The organism is Spirulina subsalsa PCC 9445, from assembly GCF_000314005.1.
Classification (GTDB): Bacteria; Cyanobacteriota; Cyanobacteriia; order Cyanobacteriales; family Spirulinaceae; genus Spirulina_A; species Spirulina_A subsalsa.
Genome location: NZ_JH980292.1, coordinates 1,110,518 through 1,128,863, shown reverse-complemented (window position 1 = coordinate 1,128,863; position 18,346 = coordinate 1,110,518). Strand labels below are relative to the sequence as shown.

The 18,346-nt window shown below is 42.3% G+C and carries 15 protein-coding genes; 9 read left to right on the top strand and 6 right to left on the bottom strand.

Annotated elements, in window-relative coordinates; all coding sequences use genetic code 11:
* Nucleotides 1–111 precede the first annotated feature (111 nt).
* The 5 genes from SPI9445_RS0105390 to SPI9445_RS0105370 all read left to right on the top strand — a co-directional run bounded on the left by SPI9445_RS0105390 (nt 112) and on the right by SPI9445_RS0105370 (nt 8,901).
* Complete coding sequence (locus tag SPI9445_RS0105390) at nt 112–3,291, top strand: hypothetical protein (protein WP_237747927.1); 3,180 nt, start codon at nt 112–114, stop codon at nt 3,289–3,291.
* Between the two features lie 90 nt (nt 3,292–3,381).
* Complete coding sequence (locus SPI9445_RS24455; RefSeq protein WP_017303712.1) at nt 3,382–3,834, top strand: type III secretion system chaperone family protein; 453 nt, start codon at nt 3,382–3,384, stop codon at nt 3,832–3,834.
* A gap of 124 nt (nt 3,835–3,958) precedes the next feature.
* Nucleotides 3,959–6,079, top strand: a complete 2,121-nt coding sequence (locus SPI9445_RS0105380; RefSeq protein WP_017303711.1) for an ATP-binding protein — start codon at nt 3,959–3,961, stop codon at nt 6,077–6,079.
* Between the two features lie 56 nt (nt 6,080–6,135).
* Nucleotides 6,136–8,352 (top strand): CHASE2 domain-containing protein, encoded by a 2,217-nt coding sequence (locus tag SPI9445_RS27355; RefSeq protein WP_017303710.1) that lies wholly within the window; start codon nt 6,136–6,138, stop codon nt 8,350–8,352.
* 93 nt (nt 8,353–8,445) lie between these two features.
* The gene (locus SPI9445_RS0105370) at nt 8,446–8,901 is read left to right on the top strand and encodes a DUF29 domain-containing protein (protein ID WP_017303709.1); all 456 of its coding nucleotides are present in this window, start codon (nt 8,446–8,448) and stop codon (nt 8,899–8,901) included.
* A gap of 139 nt (nt 8,902–9,040) precedes the next feature.
* On the opposite strand, the gene dcm is transcribed toward SPI9445_RS0105370, so the two are convergent.
* Genes dcm through SPI9445_RS24445 form a run of 4 tightly spaced genes read right to left on the bottom strand, consistent with a single transcriptional unit; the run spans nt 9,041 to nt 13,480 of the window.
* Complete coding sequence (dcm, locus tag SPI9445_RS0105365; RefSeq protein WP_017303708.1) at nt 9,041–10,324, bottom strand: DNA (cytosine-5-)-methyltransferase; 1,284 nt, start codon at nt 10,322–10,324, stop codon at nt 9,041–9,043.
* A 2-nt stretch (nt 10,325–10,326) separates the two neighbouring features.
* Nucleotides 10,327–11,025 (bottom strand): endonuclease III, encoded by a 699-nt coding sequence (gene nth / locus SPI9445_RS0105360; protein ID WP_017303707.1) that lies wholly within the window; start codon nt 11,023–11,025, stop codon nt 10,327–10,329.
* A 2-nt stretch (nt 11,026–11,027) separates the two neighbouring features.
* On the bottom strand, nt 11,028–11,414 hold the full coding sequence (locus SPI9445_RS0105355) for an allophanate hydrolase-related protein (protein WP_017303706.1): 387 nt from the start codon (nt 11,412–11,414) through the stop codon (nt 11,028–11,030).
* 29 nt (nt 11,415–11,443) lie between these two features.
* Nucleotides 11,444–13,480 (bottom strand): ABC1 kinase family protein, encoded by a 2,037-nt coding sequence (locus SPI9445_RS24445; RefSeq protein WP_017303705.1) that lies wholly within the window; start codon nt 13,478–13,480, stop codon nt 11,444–11,446.
* Between the two features lie 303 nt (nt 13,481–13,783).
* Here SPI9445_RS24445 and SPI9445_RS0105340 point away from each other — a divergent pair, with 303 nt between their 5' ends.
* The 3 genes from SPI9445_RS0105340 to SPI9445_RS0105330 are packed head-to-tail and all read left to right on the top strand — an operon-like array spanning nt 13,784 to nt 16,380.
* Nucleotides 13,784–14,926, top strand: a complete 1,143-nt coding sequence (locus SPI9445_RS0105340; protein WP_017303703.1) for a DUF262 domain-containing protein — start codon at nt 13,784–13,786, stop codon at nt 14,924–14,926.
* Nucleotides 14,923–16,035: an AAA family ATPase gene (locus tag SPI9445_RS0105335; RefSeq protein ID WP_017303702.1), complete on the top strand. Its 1,113-nt coding sequence runs from the start codon at nt 14,923–14,925 to the stop codon at nt 16,033–16,035. The genes SPI9445_RS0105340 and SPI9445_RS0105335 overlap by 4 nt, the downstream gene beginning before the upstream one ends.
* The gene (locus SPI9445_RS0105330) at nt 16,036–16,380 is read left to right on the top strand and encodes a hypothetical protein (RefSeq protein ID WP_017303701.1); all 345 of its coding nucleotides are present in this window, start codon (nt 16,036–16,038) and stop codon (nt 16,378–16,380) included.
* Between the two features lie 81 nt (nt 16,381–16,461).
* Here the strand turns inward: SPI9445_RS0105330 and SPI9445_RS30340 are convergent, their stop codons facing one another.
* Nucleotides 16,462–16,620, bottom strand: coding sequence for a hypothetical protein (locus SPI9445_RS30340; RefSeq protein ID WP_164674470.1), 159 nt, complete (start codon nt 16,618–16,620; stop codon nt 16,462–16,464).
* Between the two features lie 76 nt (nt 16,621–16,696).
* A complete protein-coding gene (locus tag SPI9445_RS0105325) occupies nt 16,697–17,056 on the bottom strand; it encodes a hypothetical protein (RefSeq protein WP_017303700.1) in 360 nt (119 codons plus the stop codon).
* A gap of 76 nt (nt 17,057–17,132) precedes the next feature.
* Between SPI9445_RS0105325 and moaA the strand changes: the two genes are divergently transcribed.
* Entirely contained in the window at nt 17,133–18,122 is a 990-nt protein-coding gene (moaA, locus tag SPI9445_RS0105320; RefSeq protein WP_017303699.1) for a GTP 3',8-cyclase MoaA, read from the top strand.
* Nucleotides 18,123–18,346 lie beyond the last annotated feature (224 nt).

Sequence of the window (18,346 nt, the reverse complement as noted above, 5' to 3'; positions counted from 1 at the left end):
CAATACGACCACAGCAGTAAAACCGTCACCATAGAGAAAGCAGAAATCAGCGTTCCTGACCTCAACAACGTCACGGCTAGTGTGAGTGAAGCCAAGATTGACCCCAGTGGCTTGAACTGGAAAGAAGTCCAACTTAAAGCCCCCAAGTTAGCCCTAGGAAATTACGTTAGTCTGACCAACGCTCAAGCCACCATTGCCGGAGCATCTGAAAAGTACAAGTCGAAATTTGAGGGAGACTTTGGGATAGATTTGGGTTCACCCGACCTCCTAGCCTTGAAAGGGAAGGGTCATCTGACCGTGACCTATGAGGAAGGGAAATGGGGATGTGAACAAAAGGACGTTGGCATTGAGGGAACCATTGCTAACCTGCTCAACTTTAGTGCTAGTAATATTCAATACGACCACAGCAGTAAAACCGTCACCATAGAGAAAGCAGGAATCAGCGTTCCTGACCTCAACAACGTCACGGCTAGTGTGAGTGAAGCCAAGATTGACCCCAGTGGCTTGAACTGGAAAGAAGTCCAACTCAAAGCCCCCAAGTTAACCCTAGGGACTTACGTCAGTCTCACCGATGCTCAAGCCACCATTGCCGGAGCATCTGAAAAGTACAAGTCAAAATTTGAGGGAGACTTTGGGATAGATTTGGGTTCACCCGACCTCCTAGCATTGAAAGGGAATGGTCATCTGACCGTGACCTATGAGGAAGGGAAATGGGGATGTGAACAAAAGGACGTTGGCATTGAAGGAACCATTGCTAACCTGTTGAACTTTAGTGCCAGTAATATTCAATACGACCACAGCAGCAAAACCGTCAGCATCGGGAAAGCCGAGGTCAGTGTTCCCGACCCGAACAATGCCAAAGCTACAGTCAGTAAAGCCACAGTCAGTAAAGCTCTAATTAACCAAAACGGCTTGGACTGGGAAAAAGTCGAACTCAAGGCCCCCGATTTAGCCCTAGGCAATTACGTCAGTCTAACCGATGCCCACGCCACCATTGCCGGAGCTAGTGAAAAGTACAAGTCAAAATTTGAGGGAGACTTTGGGATAGATTTGGGTTCACCCGAACTCCTCGCCTTGAAAGGGAAGGGTCATCTGACCGTGACCTATGAGGAAGGGAAATGGGGATGCCAACAAAAGGACGTTGGGATTGAGGGAACCATTGCTAACCTGCTGAATTTTAGTACCAGTGATATTCAATACGACCACAAAAACACTAAGGTAACGATAGGGAAAGCAGGGATTACCATCCCCAAACTGAACAATACTACAGTGACAGCCACCAAGGTCGAAATTAATGAGAAAGGGTTGGATTGGGATAAAGTTACAGTCAGCACTGACACAATCTCCATTGGTAGTATTCTCTCGATTACAAATCCCACTGTTACTGTTGAAGGTCAGGCAACGCAATACAGTACAACGGCGAGTGGTGGGGTGGAGTTAAATTGTGGGAAGTACCTGACGGCTAAGGGTACAGGTGCCATTAAATTAGACCGGACTCAGGGGAACAATAACGGAAGACTAAAGGTTGAGAATGCGGCACTCACGGTCAAAGGAAGTGTTCAGTTGCCGGGTGACTCAGTACCTTGGCCGAATATCAGTTTGGACTACCCGATTGTGCCGGGTGTAGAAGCTGGGCTGGAATTGGGTATTAATGGGGGAATTGGTGCTAGTTTAGCAGGCTCAATTGCCAAGCAATCGGAACAGGATTGGCAGGTGGGTGTTAATCCAGAAATTAATGGTTTTTTAGCGGTTACTTTGAAGGCTAAAGCAGGTGTTGGAAGTGCTTATATTGCGGCAATTCAAGCGTTTGTAGCTGGAAAATGTCAAGCTGATTTTCGGGGTGGACTGAAACTTGAGGGTTCGTTCAAATACGATGAGGAAAGTCATAAGGTTGATGCCAGTCAATTAAAATCTAAATACTATGCAAGGGCTGAGTTTAAGGTTGAAGTTTCAGCAGGGGTTCAAGCTCAAGCTTTATACTTTTTCACCAAAAATTTATATCGCATTCGTGCGAAATGTAGTTTAGGGGGTGGGGCAATAGAGGGCCTTATGGAATTTGATGAAAATGGTAAGTTTGAGATAGGAAAGCCGAAGTTTAGTGGGATCATTGCAGGCAGTTTTGATAAGGAATCTATTAAGTTGGAGGAACGATCTTATGAATTGATTACTCCAGAGAAGGCGGATGCACTTTTACGGGATGCGGCGACGCACATTGCTGGTAGTGGAGAAAAGCGTAAGCAGATTATTAATGGAGTTAAAGCTGAATATATCAGAGTCCTGAATGAAACGGAGAAAGTGATTGAGAAGGAAGAGGAGAAGAGTCAAAAATACATTAAAAATTTAAGTAAGATAGATATTAAGTTGTCTCGCTATAATGATTTGATCCAGCTTGCTAAGAACATTGAGCAGGAGGAAGCTTTGTTAGAGACAATGAACACTAAGTTAGATCAGGAGTTGGCGGCGGAAGAAGCTAAACTCAATCAAGAAGAAAGATCTGAGAGGGATCAGGCAAAAGAATTAGGGAATAAAGACGAACCAAAATCTGAAGAGTCAAGTCATTCTATTACAAGTTTTTTCAAAAAAGCTGCTAAAAAGACAAAAGAAGGTTTTGAAACAGTTAAAGATATAGCTAAAGAATTTATTCCAGATGAATTACAAGATACATATCATAAAATCAAAGATAAGTATGATATTAAAAAACAGAAATTAAAAGAAAAAATAAACAACAAGAGAAATGAGATCAGAATAGGCTATACAGAGATCAAAAAATTTGGAAAGGATGAGTGTGCAAAGATGAAGCTAAAAGCAGCAGAGAGTTTCCCTGAGATAGCGGATCAAATCTCTGAAATAAAAATTAAGGCATCGGATTTGAAAGCAAAAGCTTCGGATTTTAAAAATCAAACCAAGGAAAGTATTAAGGAAAAAACTTTGGTGAAGTTGACGGAGCTTGGGATTAAGGATACTCATAGCTTTGTCAAGCGTATTGAAAAGTTAACTGAGCTTCAAATTAAATATTCTCAAAAACATGAGTTGCATTCACAATTCCTGCAAAGTGCTATTGAGGCTAGGGAAAAAGCAAATACTGTGTTGCGAGATGTAGAGGCTGCAATTGCCAATTTGCAAAATCTCGAACTGGGCGAGGGGATGAATAATATTGCTGAGATGGATAAAACAAAAGAAAATCTGAATCGTGTTGAGCAGGATTTACTTCAGGAGATGGTTAAACTTGATGATGACTTTGAGAAGCAAATTGCTGTCATTGAAAAAGAAATCGCGAACTCGTTAGGATGATGTTGATCAATCTTTGTCTTTTCTCAAGGACAGGGGTTAGGGGTTTGGAGTAAAATTCGAGTTAGCTATTATGATTTGAGTTGAGTTTTTATGCTTATACAGGCGACAGAAGGGATTCTGGAAAAACAAGGCTGGCAGTTTTCTGTTCTTGGGGATTCGGTCTTAAGAATTGATTTTAATGGCGAGTCTACAACGTGGGTTACATTGGTCAAGTGTATTGAGTCGTATCAACAGTTGCTGATTTATTCGATTTGTCCTAATAAGGTGTCTGTCGATAGGTTTGAGGGTGTTCAGGAGTTTTTGACTCGTGCTAATTTTGGGTTGAAGTTTGGAAATTTTGAGTTTGATTATCGGGATGGTGAGGTGCGATTTAAAACGAGTGTTCAGTTTGCGGGTGAGGTGGATCCTGCTGCGATGATTGAGGAGTGTTTGTCAATCAATGTCATAACGTTTGAGCGGTATTTAGGGGGACTTTTGCAGGTGATGTTTACGGATATAAGTGCGGAGGAGGCGATCGCAAAAATCGAATCGGAGGAGTCTTAGCGAGTTCAACCCCCTATTACACCGTTGCTAAAGGGGGGTGGTGAAAACTTCCAATAGATAAATCAGTATATTTCGATAAATCTGTATTGCAATTAAAGTAATAGTTGATGTTGATTTAAGTTACATGAATTCGTTAATTGATTTGTTACACCAATTAGATCAGCGTCTTAATGTCGCTATGATGGCGGCGGAAGCTCTTTTTCAAGCGGATTCCCGGGGGGATCCCTATAGGGGGATTCAGATTGGGGAGTTGGAGGTGAAACAACTCTTAACGCAAGTGCCGAGTGAGCCACGCTTTCCCTCTCCTGATGCAGAGGATGCGCGTTTTGTGGTGAGTGGAACTCCGGATACGTCTGCTTTGGCTTGGTTGCAAGAGGAGTTTGGTTTAGATGAGTTTGATGTGGGTGTGTTGGCGATCGCGATCGCACCGGAACTGGATCGTCGTTATGAACGCCTTTATGTCTATCTACAGGATGATGTTAGAGCAAAACGTCCTACTGTGGATTTATGCCTCAATTTACTCTGTACTTCAGCGCTGGAAAAAATGAGTCAGCGCGTTCATTTTGCACCAGAAGCACCCTTGATTCACTCTGGATTACTTCACCTAATCCCCGATCCTCATCAATCTTTTCCTTCTTTACTGGCTCATATTATTAAACTAGATCCCCTCGTGGTTCGTTTGCTGCTTGGACAGGAAGGACTGGATGAACGCCTCAGTGCTTTTTGTCAAATTATAACGCCAAAAGTTTGTGATGAGGATTTACCCTTATCCCCTCGAATCAAAAAGGCTTTACCGGAATTTGTCAAACAAAGCAGGTTGAATAAAGAACCTTTAATGCTGTATTTCTCCGGAGGAGAAGAATGGCTAAAAGATTGTATGGTTCAAAATATAGCCCAGACTTTAACTATATCTTTATGGAGGGCAAACATCAATAAAATTCCCCGCTCAAATATCCAAGAATTTAGCACAGTGTTAAGAGTTTTGTTACAAGCTAGTCAGTTACAAAATACTCTTTTATTTTTGATGAATTTAGATAGCATAAAAAATTCAGATTGTCAAGTATTTTATCAAGAATTACTCACTCAATTATCTCATTATTCTAGCGTTGTGATTTTAAGTGGCGTTTCAGCTTGGGACAATGCAGGCATAAAAATAAAAGGTATTTTAACGGTTGATTTCCCTGATTTAGATTTTAAGCAACGTCATTATTTTTGGCAAAAAAATTTACAAGCTTTAAAGATTAACTTAAGCCCAGAGGATATCATCAGTTTAAGCGGTCGTTTTCAGCTTAATTCTCAGCAAATCGCCAACGCGGTTACTATGGCAGATCATTATAAAAAGTGGCAAAACTTAGATGATTCAGAGGTTTTAGACACTATACAAGCCCATGATCTTTTTCGTGCTGCGCGAAGAATATCAGATCATTCTTTAGATGAGCTTGCAAAAAAAGTTAATCCTAAGTATGTTTGGGACGATATTATTTTGTCAACTTACCAAAAAGGTCAACTGCAAGAAATTTGCAATCAAATCAAGTTTAAAAATTTAGTTTGGGAAACTTGGGGATTCAAGGAAAAACAATCCTTGGGAAGGGGGCTAAATGTTATGTTTTCTGGTCCATCTGGTACGGGGAAAACTATGGCGGCTGAAGTGATTGCCCAAGAGTTACAGTTTGATCTTTACAAGATTGATTTATCTCAGGTCGTTAATAAATATATTGGGGAGACGGAGAAAAATCTCAATAAAATTTTTGAGGCCGCAACTCACGCTAATGTTATTCTACTTTTTGATGAAGCGGATGCTTTATTTGGTAAGCGAAGTAATGTTAAAGATGCTCATGATCGTTATGCTAATTTGGAGGTGAGTTATCTACTTCAAAAAATGGAGGAGTATGAAGGGTTAGCCATTTTAACAACGAATCTTTGTAATAATATGGATGAAGCGTTTACTCGGCGACTTCAATTTATCATTGATTTCTCTTTACCGAATGAAAAACAACGATACGAAATTTGGCAAAAGGCGTTCCCTGCGAAAACTCCCTGTCATGGGGATTTAGGATTTAGTTTTCTAGCCCATAATTTTGAGCTAACGGGGGGGAATATTCGGAATATTGCTTTAAAATCGGCGTTTTTGGCAGCGAGTGAAGGCCGTCAAGTCGAAAGGGTTCATATTATCCAAGGGGTTCGCCGTGAGTATCAAAAAATTGGTAAAATTTTAAAAAAAGATATCGAGGACGGTTATCTATAGCCATTCCCATACCCGTTCATGGTGCATCTTGTTCTCTGTTCACTGAATAACGGCTGATGTGGCATAATCTACCCCAAAAATTAGTCAAAGTCCTAGCCCCTTGGCGACGAGTTGCAATTGTTACCTTAAGTGTCACCAGTGGGTTACTTCTATTTCGTTATGTGGGTATTTTACAACTTCTAGAACTCTGGAGTTATGATCAACTTCTCCGGTTAAAACCTGCGGAAATTCAAGATAACCGAGTGGTCATTATTGGCATTGAAGAAAGGGATTTACAAAAACTTCAACGGTGGCCGATGTCTGATGAAATGCTGGCTAAATTAGTCACCCTTATCCGGGAACAAAAACCGAGGGCGATTGGTTTAGATCTCTATCGTGATCTTCCGGTAGAACCGGGTCATGAAAAATGGGTAGAAGTGTTACAAAATACCCCTGAATTAGTGGTGATTCGCCGCGTTGTGGGCTATCATCAAGGTTCATCTATTGCACCTCCTCCTAGCTTAAAAGATGTCAACCGCATTAGCTCTAATGATTTACCGATGGACGTAGATAGTAAAATTCGCCGTGCTTTTCTGTCCGTCAGTGATGATCAGGGTCAAGTTGTTTTAGGGTTAGGTTTTCTCTTAGCGGGGAAGTATTTAGAAGCGGAGGAAATTTCCCCGCAAATGTTAGATGAAACAACTATCGGCTTTGGTCCAGCGCGCTTTTCTCCTTTTGCTCAAAATGATGGGGGATATGTGCGCGCTGAAGATGAAGGATACCAAGTTTTCATTAATTATCGTGGCATTCAGAGATCATTTAATACTGTTTCGCTCCATGATGTTTTAGAAGGTCGTATAGAGCCTAATTTATTTGAGGATCGGGTGGTCTTAATTGGTTCAACGGCACGCAGTCTCAAAGATGTATTTTTTACGCCTTATAGTAGCACGTTTATTGAAACGCCAGAGATGATGGCCGGGGTGGAAATTCATGCCAATATTGCTAGCATGATTATCAGTGGTGTATTAGAAGAACGTCCTATTATTCGTCCCTTGCCTAGGGGGTTGGAGTGGGGGATGTTGTTAATATTTTCCCTTGTGGGTACAACTTGGGTTTGTCGTTGGAAGTCGATTGAAAATGTCGAAAAGTTATTAATTATTCCGACGTTCAGTAATTTAACTTTAGCCAGTACGGGCTTAGTGACATCTGCTTATTTGTTAATGATTCTAGGGATCTGGTTGCCTTTTATTCCGCCTTTGTTTGGTTTATATGGTGCGACTATTACTCATATTATCTGGACATTAATTGATAATATTTTAATTTCTCAGAAAAGATTGTTGGATTATGCGGCAAATTTGGAGTTGAAGGTTGAGCAAAGAACGTTAGAACTTAAGTTAAAGAATGAGGAGTTGGAGCAAACATTACAGAAGTTACAGACGACGCAAAAGCAAATGATTGCTCAGGAAAAATTAGCTTTTTTAGGGTCATTAACGGCGGGGGTGGCTCATGAAATTCGCAATCCTCTAAATTTTGTTAATAACTTTTCGGGAACATCTTTAGAGTTAGCGGAGGAGTTAGCGGAGGAGTTAGAGCCGCAGTATGAGAAAATAGAGGAGGATTCGGTTGAAAATATTCAGGATATTTTAGGGTTATTTAAGGAGGGGTTACAGTCCATTTCTCATCACGGACAACGGATTGAGAATATTGTTAAAAGTATGATGATGCACGCTCATGATGGCAAGGAAAAACCAGAGTTTGTGCTGTTTAATGAGTTAATTTCGGATACGTTAAGTTTAGTTCAGCAAGGTTTATCGGTTAAACAAAATACGGTATTGATTGATTTTAAAACGGTTTATGATCCGAATATTGGGGAGGTGCAACTGATTCCGAAAGAGATTTCTAAGGCGTTTTTGAATATTTTTAGTAATGCTTGCGATACGTTGAGGAGTAGGAAGTTGGCTGAGGGGGAGGGATTTAACCCTTGTTTGGAGGTGACGACGATGAATTTAGGCGATCGCGTGCAAATGACAATCCGCGATAATGGGGAAGGTATCCCCCCAGAGATTATCGACCAAATTTTTAACCCTTTCTTCACGACCAAACCGACGGGGGAAGGGACAGGATTGGGGTTATCCTTGACTTATGAGGCGATCGCAGCCATCCATCAAGGAGACATTACCGTTAACAGTGAAGTTGGAGTCTATACTGAGTTTATCGTCCTCTTACCGAAACAGGGTTTTAACAATCCTCCCCTCTCAGAAGTGATTCCTGATTCTCTTGCCGTTTCTTCGTGAAGAATCTCCTAGGGGTTTGGTGGGTTGTGCTTTTCCTGTGCCTAACCTACGGGGAGTTAGAAAATGGACAGCAAAAAATAGGATAAAACCATTATGTCAACTGAACTTAAAGTTAGCCAAGCTGACCTTTATAATACTGACTTTGTGCGCTGGATAGAAACCACAGTCGAACAACTACGTCAGCAAAATTATGCTCATGTGGACTGGGAAAATTTGCTGGAAGAATTGGAAGATATGGCAAAACGAGAGCGAAAAAGTCTTAAAAGTAACCTGATTATTGTTTTCCTTCATCTGCTAAAATGGCAATATCAACCCCTAGGGAGAACTGGAAGTTGGCGCGGCAGTTTGCGAGAGCATCGTAGACAAATTAAAGAGGATTTAAAAGACTCACCCAGTTTAGTTCCCTACCTTGAGAAAGTATGGAAAGACTGTTATGAAAACGCCCGCGCACAGGCCGCAGATGAAACTGGATTACCCCTCAAAACGTTTCCAGTCCGTTGTTCTTATTCTGTCGAACAAGTCTTAAGTTCAGACTATTTACCGGACTAAATATGATGTAGGCAAAACATCAAGGCATTAAGAAACCAGATTTCTGATTATACCCAATTAAATAGACTTGAGGGCAAAAGCCTGAATTTCCCCTGTTCCCCAAACTTCCCCTACTGCACAAACTCAAGTTAAATTGATATTACAGTGACATCTCCAGCATCTTCTGCACAATAGCTTCTATCACCGGAATGACAACAGTATTTCCCAGTAAATCATAAGCCTTTTCTGGCGGTAAATTAATCTTATAATCGTCAGGAAACCCAAAAAGCCTTAATCCCTCCCGAATAGTTAAATATCTCAACCCTTCCCCATCCACTACCGCTAATTTCTGCATATCAGTAGCCACTAAAGTGGGAGTCACATCATGGGGATGGAGAATTTTCGTAATGGGAAAACTAAGCTTACCCACCACAATATTATAACCTTGGGCTAAATCTTCCCGATAGACCCGCTTTTTGACTACATTTCCCTGTGAATTAACCACAGACTGAATATCTTTTGGGTGTTCATATTTAAGATAACCTTTTTCGACTAAATCCTCTAATAAAGTCGATAACGCAGAATGGGGATAAAAGCTGTGAATTTCTTCTTCTGTTAAAGGAATTCCGTCCATCCATTGAATCCCCTTTTTCTCAGACCATAGCTTTCTCCGTCTTTGTTTAAGTAATAAATTTAATAACGCTTTTTGTTCCGGTGAAACACTGCCCTTTAATTCAAGATCCCAACTGTGAATATTATCCTCTCCCCCTCGTTTATCTTTAATCGCTTTTCCTTGTAGTTCGTCTAGGGTATAATGAGATAATAGTAACTGGGCGAAAGTATTCTCTAAAAGCGGTTGTCCCCGGTCTAAAATATCTGCAAGTCTTTTAGGGGGATAGGGGGGGAAATCCCAACTTATCACGCTTTGTCGAAGTCCTGCTAGATAAATCCGTTTGCGGTTTTGGGCAACGCCAAAATCTTTCCCGTTGAGGACGTTCCATGTCACTTGATAACCCAAGGATTGCAAACAGTGTAAAATTGTTTTTAAGGTTCTGCCTTGATCATGCTTTGCTAAACCTTCCACATTTTCTAAGAGAAAGCCTAACGGTTTTTTTGCTTGTACAATTCGTTGAATTTCAAAAAAAAGCGTTCCTCGTGTGTCTAAAAAACCTTGCCTTGTTCCCGCACTACTAAAGGGTTGACAAGGAAATCCGGCTAGTAAAATATCAAAATCGGGAATGTCATCACTAGAAATGTCCCGAATATCCCCCTGAATCTTTTGTTCTGGGAAATATTGACGATAAACAGCTACAGCAGAGGATTTTATTTCGGATGTGAATACACAATGACTGGTGATTTGTAGATTTTTACAGGCATTTTCTAGCCCAATTCGCATTCCTCCCAAACCTGCAAATAAGTCAATGAATCTCAGGGTTTGAACCATGCCTATTCACGACCTAAACGGGCTTTTAAGGCATCGGAAACCCTAGGAGGCTGTTCAACCGTAGGACAGAGATCCGCAAGGTCACAGGCCCCACAATCGGGCTTTCTGGCCTTACAAATAGCGCGACCATGATAGATTAAACGAATCGACCAGTTTTCCCAATCAGGATGGGGTAATAAACGCATTAAATCCTGTTCAATTTTCACGGGATCATTTTGTTCCGTTAACCCTAAACGCTGACTCAGGCGCTTAACATGGGTATCGACGGTAACGCCTTGAATTTTACCAAAACCATGAGCTAGGACGACATTAGCGGTTTTCCGTGCCACTCCGGGTAAGGTGAGTAATAATTCCATCTGTTGGGGGACTTCTCCCCCGAAATCGGTCATAATTTTCTGACAAGCGCCTTGAATATTTTTGGCTTTGTTGCGATAAAAACCAGTAGATCGGATGAGGTTTTCTAGGACTTCGCGATCGCAACTCGCTAAAGCGACCGCATCCGGAAACTGTGCAAACAACGTCGGAGTCACTTGATTAACCCGTTCATCCGTACATTGTGCTGACAAAATCGTAGCCACCAACAACTGCACCGGAGTCTCATAGGTTAAACTACAAGTCGCATCAGGATAAAGTCGTTTTAGACGGACTAACACCTCTAAAGCGCGCTGTTGCTGTTTCGCCCACTTCCGCGTAATACTCATAATTAACCCTGATCGGCCTTATACGCCGCCCATCCCCCATAATGGGAAATATCCACATACTGGCGTTCCTCAATCACCTCCCGAGGATATAACATCGCGATCGCCTCGGTACCATCTTCCAGCAATATTGGCCCCGGATAGAGATGGGGCGGTTCATTACTCAGTAGATGGGCATATTGGGCTTGAGTCATCTTATATAACTCCCCCACAATGGCAATCCCCCCCTGGGCCACCTCATACACTCCGGGGTGTTTATCCTCTACCGAGTGCAGACGATAACGGGGTTGAGTCGAGACAACTTTCACCAACTCTGTATCCGCAATCGTGCCATGATCCGGCTGGCCGCGTAAAGCAGAACCACAAATAAACACTAAGACACCATCACTCATATTAGACTCCTTGGGCTAAATCAATGATTTTACCGCATTGCCGCTTGAGGGGGAAGCGGGAGACGGGGAGGAGTAAACGGAAAGGGATTCCCTTGTTTTCCCTCCTGCTTCTTGTTATTATTAGCCTCCGCTTCTAATAACAAATTACGAATTAACCGCGCTGCCATTTTTTGCGCTAAACCACTGGCGATTTTTTGACCCATGACTTGGGTTTCTGGTTTTGTAATCAATTCAGGAATTAACGGCACTAAACGCATCACATCAAAACCCGGTGTTTCGTTCAACATTTGTAAAATATTTTGCAAATGTTGCAAGCTATCACTATTAGAACTTGCAGCCAAATCTGAGGGCATCGTTTCCGCTTTCATCCCCACCTGTTGACGCACGGCCGAAGAGAAATTAAATAACGTCCGTCGGCCATAAACATCAATCGCTTTCACAATTTCATCAACCAAGCGTTCCCGAATAAATTCCCCGCGAGGTGAAAACAGAAAATCCAACGCCTGGTTTAACACCTTATCAAAATCGTAATCTTGGGAATTCCGGGCATTGCGTAACAAATTCTCTAAACGATTCCAGCGAAAATTGCCATCTCGGAATAATAAATCCCGTAAGGAGGCACGCAATTCTGGGGAAGGATCCGTTAGTAACCGTTTGGCGATATAGGGGTAAGCTTTACTTAATACCTTAAACTCCGGGTCAATGCCAATAGCAATCCCTTCTAGCGTCACCAAAGAGCGAATAATCAGGGCATAGTAAGCAGGAACCCGGAAAGGAAACTCATACATCATTTCCGACATTTGGTCGGTAATGCTTTTAAAATTCAACTCTGCTACACTCGCCCCTAAAGCATTGCCAAACACATTGGATAAAGCCGGAATAATTGGGGTTAGATCCGTATCTGGGGTTAAAAATTCGAGCTTAATATAGTCTTGTGCTAACGAGTCAAAATCTCGATTGACGAGATGCACAACGGCCTCAATTAAACCATAGCGTTGATAGGGCTTAATTTGGCTCATCATGCCAAAATCTAAGTAAGCTAATTTCCCGTCAGGAGTAGCTAATAGATTCCCCGGATGAGGATCGGCGTGGAAAAACCCGTGTTCTAATAATTGACGTAAGGAACAAGAAACTCCCACCTCCACTAAATAGGTCGCATCAATTCCTTGGGCTTGAACTTTCTCTAAATTCGTTAATTTTGTGCCTTCAATCCACTCCATTGTTAAGACACGACGACCCGTATATTCCCAATAAATACGAGGGATATAAATTTCTGGAATATAACCATAGAGTTCGGCGAATAGCTCCGCATTGCGTCCTTCTTGGGCATAATCCATTTCTTCAAAAATACGCCCAGCAAATTCATCTGTAATAGCAATTAAATCACTGCGTAGCCGTTTAATATTTTTCTGCGCCCATGCCGCTAAACTGCGCATAATATAAACATCTAGAGTAATGCGACGAATGAGGTCAGGGCGTTGGACTTTAACGGCCACAATTTCTCCGGTTTTTAGTCTTCCTTTATACACCTGCCCGAGGGACGCGGCGGCCACTGGATTAGGACTTAATTCTGCATAAATTTCTCGGGGATGGTCGCCTAATTCTTCTTCAATAAAACGATAGGCAATATCATTAGAGAAGGGGGGTAATTGGTCTTGTAAATAGGCTAATTCTTCTAAATAGAGAGGGGGTACTAAATCAGGACGAGTTGAGAGGGCTTGTCCCACTTTAATATAGGTTGGGCCTAAACGAGTTAAAATTTCCCGTAATTTAACAGCCCGTTTGCGTTGATTTTTAGCGACTTTGCCTTGAGTTTTGTCTAACCAAATTTTGAAGCAAAAGGAGAGAAGGGGAAGTAATATAGCGATGAGACGACCGATCACTTGTAGGGGATGCCGTCGGTAATAAGCAATAATTAGGTCTGGATTATAGTGTCCTATTTCACTGGCTGAAAGGGTATCGGTATCTAGGACAGTACGAATTTTTTCCGGTCGAGTAAACTCCTCATCGGGTTCTAACCGTTGTTCTAAAACTGTGGAGGAGGAGTAAGGTGTAGATTGAGGCATAGGGCGTTTAAGGTAAATATAAAATGAATCTTAATGACTCAAGGGGGTTTAACCTTGCTTAGTTAAGTATTGTAACAAGATTGGCGCGAATCCACAGGGATTCTCGGGAATTGGGGGAAGGATAGGGGTTGGAGGGTGTTGGGGGCAGAATGATCGGTGGGGGGGGTTTGAAGGGGGTATGAGGCCATCTAGACCCCTTGTGGTGTCTTGCGTGTGGTGTGCTGGGGTGGGTTAAGTGGGTTTGGGGGTGCGTAGCGTTGGGTAGCATCGCCCTTAAAATCAGTAGTAGGAGGAAAAATCACGATGACTGAAGAAATCACCCCAGACACCAGCGACTTTGACCTAGAAAACGAAGACCTAGAAAAGGAAGTCAATGATGAGGGTCTAAACGAATTTTTTGATCCTACTCAAATTAGAATTGACACTCGCAAAATCACCATTGATTTAATTCTCCAACGGATTAAATACAATGAACTAGACCTTGCACCAGATTTTCAGCGCAAACCTGGAATTTGGACGAATGACGCAAAAAGTAGACTGATTGAATCCATCCTCATTCGGATTCCTTTACCTGCCTTTTATATTGATGCCACAGAGGATGATCGGTGGGTTGTGATTGATGGACTACAACGATTAACTGCTCTCAAAGAGTTTATTTTAGACGAAGAAAAGCCCTTAAAATTAACCGGATTACAATATTTAACAGACCTAAAAGATACAACTTATAAAGAACTGCATCGTAAATATCAACGACGCATTCTAGAAACGGAATTGATTCTATCAACGATTGAACCAGGGACTCCACCTGCTGTAAAATATAATATTTTCCGACGAATTAACACAGGTGGCGTTCCTCTCTCTCCCCAAGAAATTCGCAACGCCCTAAACCAAGGCAAATCAACAGAACTTTTGCGTCGTTTAGCCAAACTTCCAGAATTTATTACAGTCACCCAGCTAGATAAATCTAAGAGAAAAGAACGCATGGTTGATCAAGAATTTGTTCTCGGTTTTTTGGCTTATTATCTACAGGGTTATGACAAATATAGCCAATTTGCCAGTCGAGATATGTTTTTCGGTGAAACCATGAAGCAGCTTAATCAAAGTTTGACTGAAGCAGAAAGTAACAAGATTGAGCAAGACTTTAAACGAGCAATGCAAGCTGCCTATGAGATTTTTGGCGATAATGCGTTTCGCAAAATTTCCCGTAAAGCCTCAAGACGCTATCCACTCAATCAGGCATTGTTTGAAGCGTGGTCTACAACCTTAACTAAATTAGATGATGCTGAAATACAATATCTGATTGAGCATAAAACAGAGTTACTTGATCAATTTACCGAGCTTATTGATCATAATCCTGATTTTTTGCGCTCTATTTCTCAAGCCAGTGAGCAGGTTAAAACTCGCTTTATCAATATACAAAAATTAGTTCAAAATATCTTACCATGATTAAACAATTGACTTTGAAAAACTTTAAATGTTTTGAGCAGCAAGCCTTTGATTTTAAAAACTTAACCCTACTTTCGGGATTGAACAGTAGTGGAAAATCCTCGATTATCCATTCTCTTTTATTACTGCGTCAATCTTACCAACAGAATCTTTTACCCCATCAAGGTTTAGCCCTCAACGGAGAACTGGTTAGAATTGGTACAGCACAAGATGCACTTTTTGAAGGGGCAACAGAGGATCTAATTAGCCTAGAACTTGCCTTAAACAATGGCATTGTAGCCAACTGGACGTTTAACTACAATAAAGCCGTCGATGTATTAGAACTCAATGCTCCTGTTCTGGATAGCAAGATTTATGATTATAGCCTATTTGATGATAGTTTCCAATACCTTCAAGCTGAAAGAATAGGTTCTCGAACGTATCTAGAAATCTCAGATTTTCAAGTAAGACAGCATAAACAATTAGGGAGTCAAGGAGAATACACGGCTTATTTTTTATCTGTTTATCGCTCCGAAAAAATCGCCTCACCTGTCTTAAAACATCCGGCTCAAGAATCACTATTGCTTATTAACCAAGTAGAAGCTTGGCTAGGGGAAATTAGCCCCGGTACAAGGATTAATGTTCAAGCCAGTTCCCAACTTGATTTAGTCAGCTTAAAATATTTCTATGGACTGAGTAATCCTTATCGTGCCACTAATGTAGGATTTGGGATTAGCTATACATTACCGATTATTGTGGCGATTCTGTCTGCACAACCCGGTAGTTTGATTTTATTAGAAAATCCAGAGGCTCATCTACATCCTAAAGGACAAGCGAAGATGGGAGAATTGCTGGCACTAGACGCTAGTTGTGGGATTCAAATTGTCGTAGAAACCCATAGTGATCATGTTTTGAATGGTCTTCGTTTAGCCGTTTATCATGGTAAACTCAGCCCTGATGATGTGCAGCTTCATTATTTAGAACGTTTTGAAAGGCGGGGAGAATCGAAAACAAAAGTCATTTCACCCCATATAGATAAACAGGGGAGAATTGATGAATGGCCTGATGGTTTTTTTGATGAGTGGGATAAGAGTTTAGAGGCTTTGTTAACCCCTTTAGGAGAAGATTAGATGAAATTAGAGATGGTTTTGAATGAACTTTCTCTGCTTTATTTAGTGGAGGTATTCTATCAAAATCAACGAGCATTAGGCTTGACGTTTGCTTGGGTCAGTGACTGTTTACCGATTAGTTTATGTTCCCAAGATTGTTGGAATTGTAGTTTTTTATCGATAAAAATTACACAAGTTAATGAGGCTGGAGACTGGGTTGAGGAGGAGGATAGAATTCCTCATGGGAGTCGGATTACCCATATTCAAGAACATATCCCTTGGATTGAACAGAGAATTAAAAATGTTGTCCAAAATGGCCGAGAGCTTTGGGAGTATCGGAAATTATTGTCGGTTATATTGGCTTGAAGATTCTTTGATTGGCGTTGAAAAATTAGCCCCAGCCAGAAAGTGGGTTTCTAGATAGGGCTTGGTTTGGGTTCTTTCAGCTTAACCTGAACTGACGTTACGATAACGCCCGACCCAATGACGTTGGTGAGGAGGGGTAACAACAAACTGACCGTAAAAACGACTAAAGCGGAGAAAGCCTTTGAGAAAACGGATAACTGCGCTTTCCCTGCGTTGGGTTGAGGAAGAATGAGTAATCATGATGTTTGGGGTTTTGTCTAGAGTACATTCACTCTAACAACAGCCCCAGACTGGCAACAACGCAGAACGTTCATAGTTAAGATGAATAATTTCGATAGATCCGGTTCTCCGGCAGGGAATGATATCCCCCCCGACAGCGCAGGAGGTAAATCACAATCCCGGCCGTGATAAAACTAATATAATAAATCCCATAGCCAATCCCCCCACTGATGCCGAAAGCTTGGGCTAAACTGGCTGCATTCTCAATAGACTTGGCAAAAATCCAACTAATGGCCGCGCTAAAAACTAATAACCACAGTCCGGGAGGAGTTCCTTGTTCAGACTCTCCCTGAAAAAAGGCAATGGCAGAAACCCAATGGGGAGTGGTTTTCTGCACCGTTTGGTAGATGAAAAAACCGTAACCGAGTAGTAATGTCCAAGTTAAGACGACTTCCATGTTGACTCATTCAATGCTGATTCATACCGCTTGAGTGTATTGAGGAATCCTGAATTTTTGCTAAAAACTGGCTGAAATGAATTTAATTGATTATCTACGCATTAGTTTAATTGACCGTTGCAATTTTCGCTGTCAATACTGTATGCCAGAAGGGGCGGAGTTAGATTATATTCTTCAGCCGGATCTCCTGACGGCGGAGGAGATTTTAGCCTTGTTACAAGGGGTGTTTATTCCTTTGGGATTTCGCAAATTTCGCCTGACGGGGGGGGAACCGTTGCTGCGGCCGGGGGTGGTGGATTTGGTGGAGGCGATCGCACATTTGCCGGAAACCCACGATCTCGCCCTGACGACTAACGGTTTCCTCTTACCGGAAATGGCGCAAGACCTCTACGACGCGGGGCTGCGACGGTTGAATATTAGCCTAGATTCCCTCAATTCAGCCAATTTTGATAAAATCATCGGCAACGGGGGCAAAAGTCGCTGGAAACGGGTCTGGGCGGGCATACAGAAAGCCTATGAGGTGGGGTTCAGCCCTTTAAAGCTCAATGTGGTGGTGATTCCGGGGGTGAATGAGGGGGAGGTGTTGGATTTAGCGGCTTTAAGTTGCGATCGCCCCTGGCATATCCGGTTTATTGAATTTATGCCCATTGGCAATCCAGAATTATTCGGCGAACGGGCTTGGATTCCCTCGGAGGAATTACGGCAACAGATTCGCGCTCAATGGGGGCTAGAAGCCAGTCAAGTGCAGGGAAATGGTCCGGCCGATGTGTTCCGCATTCCGGGCGCACAGGGGACTGTGGGGTTTATTAGTCAGATGTCGGAATGTTTTTGCGATCGCTGTAATCGAATGCGCTTATCCGCCGATGGTTGGTTACGACCTTGTTTATTAAACGAAACCGGACAATTAAACTTAAAAACCGCTCTACGAGATGGGGTAAGTTGGACGGTTTTACAGGAGCAAGTGCGGGCATTGATTCTCATTAAACCCGAGATTAATTTCAAGTTGCGGGATTCGGGAACCGAAGATGGGAGCTATCACCGCACCATGTCCCAAATTGGGGGCTGAGTGGGGGCTTGAATTTAGGGAGCAGGGGGGCAGGGGAGCAGGGGGAGAGGGGGAGCAAGGGAGCAGGGGAGCAGGGGAGCAGGGGAGCAGGGGGGCAGGGGAGCAGGGGAGCAGGGGAATAGTGGGTAGTGAATAGCCAAAACTCTTTTATTTTAGGGAACAGGGAACAGGGAACAGGGAACAGGGGGGGAGAGTTCCCGGACTCCCGACTCCCGATTCCCGAC